Origin of the sequence: Brevundimonas sp. SL161 (assembly GCF_049896985.1) — a bacterium.
Classification (GTDB): domain Bacteria; phylum Pseudomonadota; class Alphaproteobacteria; order Caulobacterales; family Caulobacteraceae; genus Brevundimonas.
Map to the genome: position 1 here is coordinate 1 of NZ_JAFCVJ010000046.1, position 11,811 is coordinate 11,811.

13 protein-coding genes and 1 pseudogene are annotated in these 11,811 nt (G+C 62.7%); 4 read left to right on the forward strand and 10 right to left on the reverse strand.

Translation table 11 applies throughout. The features are described from left to right. Positions 1–109: 109 nt before the first annotated feature. The gene (locus ACP7AU_RS16925) at positions 110–580 is read right to left on the reverse strand and encodes an Arm DNA-binding domain-containing protein (protein ID WP_426052166.1); all 471 of its coding nucleotides are present in this window, start codon (positions 578–580) and stop codon (positions 110–112) included. A gap of 360 nt (positions 581–940) precedes the next feature. Here ACP7AU_RS16925 and ACP7AU_RS16930 point away from each other — a divergent pair, with 360 nt between their 5' ends. Beyond that, positions 941–1,411 (forward strand): DUF6538 domain-containing protein, encoded by a 471-nt coding sequence (locus ACP7AU_RS16930; protein ID WP_426052175.1) that lies wholly within the window; start codon positions 941–943, stop codon positions 1,409–1,411. 231 nt (positions 1,412–1,642) lie between these two features. On the opposite strand, the pseudogene tnpC reads toward ACP7AU_RS16930, so the two are convergent. From tnpC to ACP7AU_RS16960, 6 genes and pseudogenes are all read right to left on the reverse strand, one after another. Then, positions 1,643–2,488, reverse strand: a pseudogene (tnpC, locus tag ACP7AU_RS16935) (IS66 family transposase); the annotation flags it as partial. 72 nt (positions 2,489–2,560) lie between these two features. Further along, positions 2,561–2,908, reverse strand: coding sequence for an IS66 family insertion sequence element accessory protein TnpB (gene tnpB, locus ACP7AU_RS16940; protein WP_426052167.1), 348 nt, complete (start codon positions 2,906–2,908; stop codon positions 2,561–2,563). Then, positions 2,905–3,255 (reverse strand): IS66-like element accessory protein TnpA, encoded by a 351-nt coding sequence (gene tnpA, locus ACP7AU_RS16945; RefSeq protein WP_426052168.1) that lies wholly within the window; start codon positions 3,253–3,255, stop codon positions 2,905–2,907. The genes tnpB and tnpA overlap by 4 nt, the downstream gene beginning before the upstream one ends. A gap of 274 nt (positions 3,256–3,529) precedes the next feature. Continuing rightward, positions 3,530–4,429 (reverse strand): plasmid partitioning protein RepB C-terminal domain-containing protein, encoded by a 900-nt coding sequence (locus ACP7AU_RS16950; RefSeq protein ID WP_426052169.1) that lies wholly within the window; start codon positions 4,427–4,429, stop codon positions 3,530–3,532. Positions 4,430–4,431: 2 nt separating this feature from the next. Further along, the gene (locus tag ACP7AU_RS16955; RefSeq protein ID WP_426052170.1) at positions 4,432–5,286 is read right to left on the reverse strand and encodes a plasmid partitioning protein RepB C-terminal domain-containing protein; all 855 of its coding nucleotides are present in this window, start codon (positions 5,284–5,286) and stop codon (positions 4,432–4,434) included. Positions 5,287–5,309: 23 nt separating this feature from the next. After that, complete coding sequence (locus tag ACP7AU_RS16960; protein ID WP_426052171.1) at positions 5,310–6,863, reverse strand: recombinase family protein; 1,554 nt, start codon at positions 6,861–6,863, stop codon at positions 5,310–5,312. A gap of 87 nt (positions 6,864–6,950) precedes the next feature. On the opposite strand from ACP7AU_RS16960, the gene ACP7AU_RS16965 reads away from it, so the two are divergent. Beyond that, complete coding sequence (locus ACP7AU_RS16965) at positions 6,951–7,331, forward strand: hypothetical protein (RefSeq protein ID WP_426052172.1); 381 nt, start codon at positions 6,951–6,953, stop codon at positions 7,329–7,331. 405 nt (positions 7,332–7,736) lie between these two features. Then, entirely contained in the window at positions 7,737–8,807 is a 1,071-nt protein-coding gene (gene pyrC / locus ACP7AU_RS16970; protein WP_426052173.1) for a dihydroorotase, read from the forward strand. 35 nt (positions 8,808–8,842) lie between these two features. On the opposite strand, the gene ACP7AU_RS16975 is transcribed toward pyrC, so the two are convergent. From ACP7AU_RS16975 to ACP7AU_RS16985, 3 genes are all read right to left on the reverse strand, one after another. Further along, positions 8,843–9,070: a hypothetical protein gene (locus tag ACP7AU_RS16975; RefSeq protein ID WP_426052174.1), complete on the reverse strand. Its 228-nt coding sequence runs from the start codon at positions 9,068–9,070 to the stop codon at positions 8,843–8,845. 70 nt (positions 9,071–9,140) lie between these two features. Continuing rightward, on the reverse strand, positions 9,141–9,650 hold the full coding sequence (locus ACP7AU_RS16980) for an SgcJ/EcaC family oxidoreductase (RefSeq protein WP_426038344.1): 510 nt from the start codon (positions 9,648–9,650) through the stop codon (positions 9,141–9,143). A gap of 77 nt (positions 9,651–9,727) precedes the next feature. Further along, positions 9,728–10,702, reverse strand: a complete 975-nt coding sequence (locus ACP7AU_RS16985) for a sodium-dependent bicarbonate transport family permease (RefSeq protein ID WP_426038346.1) — start codon at positions 10,700–10,702, stop codon at positions 9,728–9,730. 96 nt (positions 10,703–10,798) lie between these two features. On the opposite strand from ACP7AU_RS16985, the gene ACP7AU_RS16990 reads away from it, so the two are divergent. Further along, positions 10,799–11,668, forward strand: a complete 870-nt coding sequence (locus tag ACP7AU_RS16990) for a LysR substrate-binding domain-containing protein (RefSeq protein ID WP_426038348.1) — start codon at positions 10,799–10,801, stop codon at positions 11,666–11,668. The last annotated feature ends 143 nt before the right edge of the window (positions 11,669–11,811 follow it).

The following is an 11,811-nucleotide window of genomic DNA, read 5'->3' on the forward strand; positions in this document are numbered from 1 at the left end:
GAAGAACGCCCACTCCGCATCCGACATCAAACCACGAACCATGGCTGCTCTCCGCAAAGAACAGCCTTGAATCAGCGATCAGCTGATTTGGGAATCCACTTTGTCCACATCACCTAGACGGATGGCTCTCCCACAACGGGCGAAGAACGCCGAGCACATCGTCGGTCTGTATTCGGTCGACTCGCGACGCCCGCAGACTGTCTGCGTAGCCGCCTTCTCCTATCGAGCGCTTCCACCTAGCGATCGAATTGTCCGATCGGACCGAAGCCTTTCGATCCTCGATGAAAGCGTCAGCCATCTCACCAAAGGTCGGCGTATCGAGGCGAGTTCGCCGGCGGGCAATGGGATCAATTCCGTCCGCGACGCTCTCGCGGGCCGCCTGCGCTTTCTCCCTCGCGCGGGCTAGGCCAACCGCTGGAGGAGCGCCGAGGCCCATTTCGCGCCGTCGCCCCTCAAGGGAGAAAATGTAGACACATGATCTCGCATTCCCACCCTGAACTCGAAGGTACAGTCCTGCGCCATCCGCATAAATGCCTGGCCTCTTTTGACAGGCGACCGCTCTCGCGGAGAGCCGATGCATTGGTCGTGTCAAGCAAACCTCACTGCCTCATTCATAACTCCGTTCATAAATTTGGCGCTGGATTGGGGCGCACATCCATGAACGGTGCCAGCTTACCATGGAATGATAAGTATCGGAAATCAAACAGCTTTTGGACGGATTTGCACACACTTGGACACGGGCGGACATGACTCACAAGCTTTCCGGGCGCGCCATTTTCTCCCCCACACCTGTAAACACTGCGGATTTACCGTCTGGGGGACCGTCTTCGGACGATTGCTACACAACCCTGCTACACAATCCCGACCACGATCTGGGATCAAGCTCCCGTAAACCCTCGGGAAAACAGCGGGGCGACTGCTACACAAACGATCCCACATCCTGTGGCGAGCCGGTAGGCTTTATTGCCGGCGACGAGTGCCGACACCGCTGCTGACGATTGTGGGCAAGAGGGAAATCTGGCGGTCGTTGGGGACGGACAGCCCCACGGTCGCCCTGCGTCGTTCCCATGAAATCGCCGCCTCGATTGAGCGATATTTTGAGGCTGCTCGTTCGCAAGCCGGGCTACCGGTCGATCACAAAATTCTGTCGATGGCCGATGCGAAACTGGCGATCCGCGCCGAGGCTTCTTCTACCGAGGCGGTCGTCAGCCTGACGCTCCGCGAGGTCTACGACACCTACATGACTGACCCCACTCGGGACTGGTCGCCACGAACAAGGATGGCTTACGAGACAACTCGGAGACAGGCTCTGTCCCTCTTGGGTAGCGATACGCCTATCCGTTCCATCACCCGCGCACACTGTCGGGAAATGATCGAGCTTCTGCGCTGGCTCGATCATTTGCGCGGCTGATGTCGCGGCGGCTTGAACGTAGGCTTAGGCCGACCCCATGGCCTTGATTAGGCCGATCTCGGTGTCGCTGATGCTCCGCCTTGCCATCAAAGAGACCTGGAAAACCTTCTGCACCTCGTCGCCGAAGTGGTTGATGACCTTGACGCAGACGCGGCCGGTGGACGGCCTTGGGAAAGCGCGGCTGACGGTGGAGTTAAGTTCGGACCAGGCCTCCAAGTCGATCTCCGCCCTGAATGCCCGCTTCAGGCTCTCGTAGACCCAACATCGGCCGGTGGCGGTCTTGCCCTTGGCCAGGACCGGCACGGTGGTGTCGTCGCCATGCAGCCGCTCGGCGGCGAACACATGGGCCTCGAGGCGCTCGAAGATCGGCGCCATCACTGTGCAGACCGCGCCCACCTGGTCGGCGAGGGTGGACAGGCTCAGGGGCACGCCTTCGCGGGCATAGCGCTCGGCCTGGCGGTTGAGGGGTTGATGCTGGCCGAACTTCTCGAAGGCGATCATCGCCAGCAGGCTTGGGCCGGCCCAGCCGCGCGGGATCACATGGAACGGCGCTGGCGCCTGGCTGATCTTCTCGCAGTCGCGGCAGGTGAACTTCTCGCGCACATGCTGGATCACCTTCCACGATCTGGGGACCACCTCCAGCGTCTCGGTGACATCCTCGCCGAGCCTGCTCAGGCGCGTGCCCCCGCAGCACAGACAGACACCGGATCCCGGCACGATGACCCGCTCTCGGGGCAGATGCTCCGGGAACGGCTTGCGGGCGGGCCGCTGGCGCGTGAAGGCCGCCACCGTCGTGGTCTTGGCGGCAGCCGCCTCGGCGGCGATCTCGTCCTCGGTGGCCGAGGCCTCCAGCTCTTCGAGCTGCAGCTCCATCTGATCCAGCAGCCGGGCGGTGCGCTCGGCGTGCGGGCCGTACCGCTGACGGTTGAGCTTGGCGATCTCCAGCTTCAGGTGCGCGATCAGGGCCTGGTCATCGGACCGCTGGGCGCGGGCCTCGGCGAGCTCGGTCTGCGCCCTCGCCAACGCCGCCTTCAGCGCTTCAAGGTCTTGCGCGGTGGGGGTCGGCTCGGCGTCCATGACTCGGATAGAATCATAAAACTCGCCGCTTGAGGCGCCCCTATCTGCACGCCCGACGAAGTTTTTTGCGCCTCAGCCCGCCGCCTGCGGCCGCCAGGTGAGCTGCGGGTTACGCCAGTCGATACCCTCCAGCAGATAGCTCATCTGACCGGCGGTGAGCGCCACCACGCCGCCCACGGTCTGGGGCCAGATGAACCGTCCGCGATCCAGCCGCTTGGCATAGAGCGACAGCCCGATCCCATCGTGCCAAACCGCCTTGATCAGCGATCCGCCGCGGCCCCGGAAGACATAGACGTCGCCCGCGAACGGGTCTCGGCCCAGGGCTTCCTGCACCAGCAGGACCAAACCCGGCATGCCCTTGCGCATATCCGTATGGCCGCTGGCGATCCACACCCGGACCCCGCTCGGGATCGGGATCATCGCAACGCCCGCAGCGCCGCGCTGACCATGGAAGCCGACGCGGCCGGGCAAATCGTCACCCGGGCTCCGCCGCGCAGCTCGACGATGATCGCCGGCTCCGATCGAGCCGCAGGCTCCTGGGCGCCCGGCGCATCGACAATCAGCGCCGGGACAAACTGCGCTTCGGCCCGCGCCGCCACAACCTCCCGGCGCCACTTGTAGATCAGGCTGGTCGAGACGTCGTACTCGCGCGACACATCGGCCACGACCGCCCCAGGCGTGAAGGCGGCCATCAAGATCCGGCGCCGATCCTCATCGCTCCACCGACGCCGGCGCTCCGGCCCCGTCATCACCATCACATGGGGCATGCTGCACAGCTATCAGCGCTCATAAGGACTCCTTACCAGCGCAGCATCCCGGCCCCACCCCGTCCCCGCAAGGCGGCCCTCACCGGAGGGGTACGTAGTCGCAGGCGAGGGCCGGCCGCAGGCCGGCCCCGGTTGATCTGATAACGACCAACCTAGCGGGCTCTGAACGGGTTCGCCGCCATTCCCGCCACCGCCCTCGATCCGCCCCTCCGGCGGCTTCTCCGACGGTCCCGAGGCTTTATGGGTCCCGGTCCCCAAAACCCATTCCGCGATCTCAGGCCGCCTTCGCTACGGGCTGATCTAGCGAACTTGACGCCACGATCGACCGGAAGTTCTCCAGGATTTCCGGATGGCGCGTTTCAAGGAAACGGACGATCTCCGGCTTGGTCAGGATGCGTTCCAAGAACCCAGAAGCGATAACGAGCAGCAGCATGTCGTCGCCGTAAGACACTTCGAGCTCCTTATAGTCATGGTTGACGGAAGCCATTTCGCGCTCAATCCGAGCCATCTGCTCGGCGTTCAGCCCTGTCGCCTTTTTCAGCTGGTCCGGCCGATGAAGCTCCGAAGGTTTGGTCGTCGCCAGCAGAGCCTTGGCGTAGTTGGCACCGTAATTGTTGGCTGACACCATGAGCTCGGCGACCTCAAGCTGGCGGATTGGCTTCATCTTTTTGAGGGCTTGGAAGGCGTGGGTGCCGACTGGCTTATCCTTTGGAAGCTCAGTGACGTCGGCGCTGATCCCGTTGAGGAGATCGCGGCGTTGCCGAATGGCGCCGACATCGACGTCTAGCGCGCGGGCAAGCTTTTGCTCGGAAACGCCGCGCTCCAGAGCCCGCACAATCATGTAGTGCTCCTGGATCGTGGCAAGCCGGTTTACCCGCTTGTTGTACGTAAATGCCTCATCATCATCGGCGATGAGACAGCGCGCTTCGTGGGTGCCTTGATCTCGCAGTGCGCTCAACCGGACGTGGCCGTCGAGAAGTAAAAGCGGACGACCGCTTTTGGCTCTTGATACGACGAGGGGTTCGACCAACCCCACCTCAGCGATCGACGCGGCGATACGTTTGTATTTCGTCGACTCTTTCAGCGCCGCCGACAGCATTTTCGACGGCAAGATGTCGTCGAGCGGGAAGACCCGAACGGGCTGCTCGAACGAGATTTTGACGTGCTCTGTCACACCTACACCCGCTCGTGACCAATCCGCTCAGCCAAGGCTGACGGGACGGTGGTGAGACCCTCGGCTCGCATCAGCGCTACGAAATGATCATCGTCGAGCAGACGCTTCATGGCGTTGGTCACAAAGAGTAGCCGGCTACGCGCAATGGCTGCACGCCGGACGAGTTGCTTTTGGCGTTCAGTTTCTCGCTGAAGGGAGCGGATCAGAGCATCTGATGTCACGCGTTTGAAAGCGCGCTGGGGCACTTTATGGCGATGCACGCCTTTGCCGCTTGTGTTGCGCTGCTCGATGATCTGCCTGATCGCCAGGACCTGATTGCCTGGGATCGCCTTTTCTTCGTACAGCAGCGCTAAGGCTTGCTGCACTTCGCCTTCCTTCGCTCTGGCGATCTCCATCGCAATGGTGTGCGGAATAACGCCGCGCTCCACGGCGTTGATCAGCTTCTCTTCGCCGTTTTCAAGGAGGTAGCAAATCGCGCCAACGTACTCGTTGCTGAAGTCTACCTTCGACGCGATCTCGCTGTGGGAGTAGCCGCGCTCTCGTAGCGATCCAATCGCACGAACGAGTTCCAGGGGGGTGTGTTGACGGCGCGCAAGATTTTCGACCAAGCTCATAACGAGGCAATCGTCTTCGCTGGCGTCGACAATGATTGCGGGAATTTCGGCTTGGCCGAGCGCGATGAAGGCCTCTAGCCTCCCCTGACCGCAGACCAAATCGTAGCGTGCTTTGCCGGGCCGCTGACTAACCGTGATCGGCTTCTTCAGGCCCAGATGGGCGATGCTCGTGACGAGCTCCTGAAAGATGCGCTTGTTACGAACGCGTGGGTTCAAAATCGTCACCGCATCTACCTGGATCATGCGGATCTCGGGGACGGTCTCTGTCATGCTGCACGCAGCGCTGAGCGACGGGTCAGGTCGAAAAAGGGGTCGAGAGTCTCAAAGCGATAGGCGTCGAGCACCACACCGTTTTCCGGGGCGAGTTTGAGATTAGCCGCGTTCCCTACGTCGGTCCAAGGCAGCAGATAGTAGTCGCGGATGGCCTCGTTCCCCGCGTTCATCCGAACGGCAATCGTGATGTCAGGGCGGAGACCCTGGTCTAAGCGGACCTTCCAACGCAGACCGCCGGCCGGCGTCTCGTTGCACCTGACGATAACGACCGAAGTGGAGAATTCGTCATTCACCCGCAGAAGGTCGCTTGCTTCGTCCCGGCGGACCGTCGCGCCCAATTCAACGATCTGCTGCGTCACGGAAGCGACGACATCGGGATGCATTGCACGCAGGGCCCGGTTCGTTTCGACATACCTGTAGTCTCGCCCGGGGGAGTAGCCGACGAGCTGGTAGGCGCGTATCAAGCTTCCGAAACGCTGGCGAAAGGTCGAGCTGGACGGCATGTCCTCGACCTCGTCGATCACGATGCCGGACAGCCATCCTTTTTCTGCCAGCAGCGTCGATAGGTGGTCGAGCAGTTCCTGGTCGCTGAACCGCTTCGAGCGATCCTGTACAATGCGCTGAGCGGCCTCGAAGAAATCTCGATCAACGATACCCTCGAACACACCGTCAGCCCGAACCCACATGTCCGGCGTGTTAGTGACCCGTCGCGCCTTCAGCTTGTAAGAGATGCGGTTGTAAACGTTGTTGCCGACGTATTTTTCGTTGGTGAGGATCTGGTGGACGACCCCTCGGGTCCAGCGGCGACCAAGGTCGGTCAGCCAACCCTCGGCGTTCAATGCGGCGGCGATCTCGCTTTCCGTTCTCCTCTGCACAACGAACATGCGGTAAAGGCGCCGGACGAGTTCAACCTCTTCTGGCGGACCCGGAGTTAGGATCACTCGATCGGTCTGAAGACTTTTCTGTTCCCCTCGGTTCAGTTCGGCCTTCGTCTCGCCGCGGTCATCAACCAGCCGACGCCGTAGCCCGAAGCCTGCGGCGCCGCCCTGGCGAAAACCGAGAGTAATCAGCCGACATTGCCCGGTGAAAACCTTGGCAGAAAGCTCGCGGCTGTACTCGCCAGCCATCGCACGCTTCATGCTCTTGATGATCGTTGCGCTCAGGCTGCCATCATTTTCGAACTGCTCGGCGCAATACTGAATGGTGATGCCGGCTTCGCGGCAGATGAACTCGTGGTAGGCGCTCTCGTCAGTGTCCTGAAACCGGCCCCACCGGCTGACGTCGTAGACCAGAATAACGGTAAAGTTTGCGGCGCCGCTGCGGACATCAGCGAGCAACTGCTGAAGCGCCACGCGGCCTTCAAGCCGAAGCCCACTTTTTCCGGCGTCGGCGTATGTTTTTACGATCCCCATCCCGCGTGCTTCCGCGTAGCAGGCGATGATCTCAGCTTGGTTTTCAGTCGAGTATTTCTGGTGCTCCGTCGACATACGGACGTACTGCACCGCCCGGATCATTTTCCGACCAGAGTCACCATCTTCGTTGGTCACTAACGTCATAATACGAGCGCCAAAATCACCGCCGGCTAACAGCCGGAACTGCCTTGAGAACGACGACCGTACGAGGAGGTTGGTGGAATGTCGTTTCAGAAAAAGGACCGAACTTTTCAGTCCAAAAAGGGAAAATCTTTTCACGAGCCACCGGACTATGATCCTTGGCCCTTCGCCGAGGTCATCGCCGGTGCCATGCAGAGCGAATGGGGATCGACCCCGTCCGCTCGCAAAGAGGTTTGCCGGATCACCGGGGCGAATGAGCGTGCCGTCCGGAACTGGTTCGAAGGGAAGAACGGGCCGAGCGGCGAAAACCTTGTCGCTCCGCTTCGCCATTCAGACGCCGTTCTAGCGGTAGTTTTAGAGCATGCCGGCCGAGAGCACTTGGTCCAAGCGATGAGCGTGATAGGCTTGAGTGACCGCTTGAAAGAGATCGTCGACAACATCGACGCTATAACGCCTCATTGAGTCCAAGCTTCATTGGCGACGGGAGGGCTTAGTCCAGTCTTTTGTGGCGAAAGCGGCTGCGCTGAGTGGCAGGCAGCGTTGGCAAGTCGTTGTTTTTGTTCGACGCACAGTCCAACCTTCTATGCCGCCCGACAATTCTTTCAATGACATTGCAGAGCTTGTGACCTGCCTCGATGTCTCGCCGCAGCGGTTGGAACTGTAACAGCCGCTCGACGCCCGTCGTCGACCTTGAATTCGCGTCGGTTCCCTGCGGCTCTTGCATCTCGGGCTCCTTGGCCTGACCGCTCCTTCATGGCCGAGGTTGCCGCGGGTGGTGGCCGACGCCGGTGGGGTGGGGCGGCTCAAGGTCTACGTGGCAAGCCCCGAGCGCTTACCTTCTCTGTCAGGCAAGGCTAGGCTGCCGGAATGCAGGAACCATCAAACCCGACCCGGCTGAGGATCCGTGCCCCGGACGACTGGCACGTTCATCTTCGCGACGGCCCGATGTTGGGGTCGATTGTCGACCACACGGCGCGCCAGTTCCGGCGCGCGATCGTCATGCCCAATCTGACGCCGCCGATCACCATGGTCGCCGCCGCCGAGGCCTATCGGGTGCGAATCCGTGAGGCTTTGGATCCCGGTCTCGCGTTCGAACCCTTAATGATCTGCTATCTCACCGACGACTCTGATCCCGATGAGATCGCGCGCGGATATGAGGCCGGAGTGTTCACCGCCTGCAAACTCTATCCCGCCCATGCGACCACCAATGCCGATCACGGCGTCACCGACATCCGCAAAATCTATTCTGTGCTGGAGCGACTGCAGCGGCTCGGCATGCCTTTGCTGCTCCACGGAGAGGTGACGGACCCGGACGTCGACGTCTTCGATCGTGAAGCGGTCTTCATAGAGCGCGTTTACTCGAAGATCGCCGTCGATTTCCCGGCGCTCAGAACGGTGTTCGAGCACATCACCACCTCTGATGCGGTCGCGTTTGTCGAGAGCGGAGGCCCGAACCTGGCGGCGACCATCACGCCCCATCATCTGCGGATCAATCGCAACGCCATGTTCGCGGGCGGCATTCGCCCGCACCTCTATTGTCTGCCGGTGGCCAAGCGCGAGCGGCACAGGCTCGCCCTGCGGCGCGCGGCCATGTCAGGGTCGCCGAAATTCTTTCTCGGGACGGATTCTGCGCCGCACCTGATCGGACGAAAAGAGTCCGCTTGCGGCTGCGCCGGCATCTTCAACGCGCCTTTCGCGATCGAGAGCTATGCCGCGACGTTCGACGAAGACGGCGCGCTGGACAAACTCGAGGCCTTCGCCTCCGAACATGGCCCGCGCTTCTACGGCCTGCCGCTGAACACCGACAGCATCGTCTTGGAACGGGTCGATGTCGTCGTTCCCCAGCGGATCAACATGCTGCCCGAGGGCGAAGTCGTGCCGTTCCAGGCGGGCGAGACCCTGCCCTGGAGGCTTTGCGATGTCGCGCCGATTGCGTGACCGGCCTCACGGTCTCGGAGCAGCTCGTCGCGTCATCACCGGGCCTCATAGCAAGGCGAGTGGCGCAACAAGAGGCTGCTCCGCGACACGATCAGATTGGCGAGTATCTGGAGGTCATTGGTCAGATCGATCGGATCCTCGATCAATGAGGACTTCAGGGCCGACTTGAGCCATGGGCTCATGTCGGGGTGTTCCAGAACCCAGTGAATGTGCGCGTCGATCGTCTCCAGATCTGCGCAAGGCGTATCGATTCTCTGGCCCATGGAAGGCTCCGTTCCGTTTTCCGGGTCTGGGAATTGCAATCGCCGCAAGAGCGAAGAACGGCATGGGCCCTCAGTGCAGCGCAGGGACCGGCGCGGCCTCGGGCATCATCGAGGAATGCAGATGGTCGATCTTCCAGGCGTCGTCCTCGAACCGGTAGATGAACGAGTAGCGGGCGTGGACGTCACGCGTCTGACCCGTCGCCGCGTCGGTCAGGGTGACCGTCCAGGTCCCGACCCGCGAGGCGGTGTGGCAGTCGACCTCGATGGCGCTGGTATCGAGCCGCGCCACGGGCTGATTTCTCAGGAAGCTGACGAAATAGTCCCGAACGCCGGCAGGCGTGGTGCGGGGCGTGTTGGAGACGGTCGGCAACAGAACCGGTTCACCGGTGAACAGGGCGGTCACGACATCAGGATCACGCGTGGCCCAGGCTTTGGAGAAGCGCCCGAACTGCGCTTCGATGTCGGCCGTCGTCGCGGCCGGACAGGTCTGCGTCGTCTGGGACGTGGGCATCGCCCGGGCTGACATCGGCGCACCCGTCGAGATCAGGGCGGCGGCAGTGATGAGGGAAAGGATGTTCATACTGGCTCCGTGAGAAGTCCGGCGATTTCCGGAGGATGGTCTTGGGGATGAAGGGGGTTGGCGATTCGAGGGCGTATTCACCTCCAGAGCCAGACAGCCGCAGCGGTATAGAGGGCGATGCCGACCGTCAGGTTGAAGGGGAAGGTGATGGCCAGAGACGCCGTCACGAAGACGCCTGCGTCCGCCTTGGGCGCCGCAAGCCGCATGGCGGCGGGTACGGCGATATAGGATGCTGAGCCAGCCAGGATCGTGAGCAGGGCCGCGTTGCCGACGCCGAGCCCGACGAGCCGCGCCAGTCCAAGCGCAAGGCCTGCCGAGAGGAGGGGAAACCCTAGAGCAAAGGCGACGACTGCAGGGCTTAGTTTGCGCCCGCCCTCCATCAGCCTGCGCGCAGCAATCAGGCCGATGTCCAGCAGGAAGAAGCACAGCGCGCCCTGGAAAAGGGGGCCGACGAACAGTTCCAGCTTGGCCATCCCCGCCGCGCCCGCGACCAGGCCCACCAGAAAGCTGCCCAGCAGCATGATGGTGGCGGCGCCGAAGAAGACCTCCCTCAGGACCGCTCTGCGTTTCCCGGGCTCACCGCGGCCGGCGCCGTTCAGCAGAAGCAAGGCCGTGAGGATGGCCGGGGTCTCCATCAGGGCGAGGACGGCCGCCATATAGCCGCCCGATGCGAGACCGACGGCGGCAAGATGCTGCTGGCCGGCGGCGAAGGTCACCACCGAAACGGACCCGTAGGTGGCCGCGAGGGCGCAGGCCGTCGAACGATCGAGCCTCGGCATCCGTTTGAGAATGACGAAGGCGACGAGCGGCATCAGGGCGCTGAGCGCTATGCCGATGGCGCCGGCGGACAGGAAATCGCCATTCAGCCCCGCCGCGCGCGCCTCCACCCCGCCCTTGAAGCCGATGCAGAGCATCAGATAGAGCGACAGCGCCTTGGCGATCGGTTCCGGTATGGACAGGTCCGATCGCGCGAAGGCGGCGGCCGCGCCGAGGAAGAAGAACAGGATCGCGGGCGAGGTGAGGAGGGCGAGGCTGGCGGAAAGGTCGGGCATTCAGTGGCGTCCGTATGAGGCTGGCGTCCTCTGCCCTCGACGATTCATCCGATCCAGTTTATTAGAGTAATATTCTCTATAACGGATTCGAATGATGTGAAGTCGCGCCTGGTCAATCTCGAGCTCGACCTCCTTCGAACGTTCGTGACGGTCGTGGAAACGGGGAGCTTCACTCGGGCGGCCGCCCTGTTGGGACGAACCCAGCCCGCCGTCAGTCTGCAGATCCGCAGACTGGAGGATCAACTGAGGTCACCGCTTCTGGATCGGGCGGGCAAGGGCGTGGCCGTCACGACGGAAGGCGCCGGCCTGCTGCCGCAGGCGCGCCGGCTCTTGCGGTTGAACGACGAAATCGTTTCCACGCTCGGCGAGGGCGATCTGGAGGGCGAGGTACGGTTCGGCGCGCCAGAGGACGTCGCGACGATGCATCTGCCAGGCATCCTCGGTGGCTTTGCGCGCAACCATCCCCGCATCAAGCTGTCCGTGACGTGCGACTACACAGCCAATCTGCTCGACCAGATGTCACGCGGGCTGCTCGATCTCGCCCTGATCAAGCGTGAGCCGGTTGGGCCCGAGCTCGGCGTTCGGGTCTGGAGCGAGCCCCTGGTCTGGGTGGCGCTCGACCCGTCGATCCTGGAGGCGTCCCCTCTGCCCCTGATCGTCGCTCCGGCTCCTGACATCTATCGCAAGCGGGCGCTGGGCGCGCTGGAAGGGGCCGGCCTCGCCTTTCGCGCCTCCTTCACCTCGCCCAGTCTCGCGGGCCAGATGGCGGCGCTTCGGGCCGGCCTTGGCGTCGGTGTCCTGCCGGCCGCCATGGCCCCGCGTGACCTGACCGTTCTCGGCGACCCCCTGCCGCCGCTCAGCGACAGCGAGATCGCCCTGGTGTCCACGCGCGGCATGGGCGGACCCGCCGGGTTGTTGGCCCAGGAGGTTCTTCGCGCCCTGGAGCGCGGCCCGATGTCGTCATGACGCCAGTCCGTCAGGGCCGACACCATCACGCCGCTGATCGGGAAGCTCAGTGGGTCGGGCGTTCCGGCCCGTCCCGGGCGTCGCGGGTTCTGATCCAGGAATAGAGCATCGAGCCGCCGATCAGGGCGAGGGTCGCGATCAGG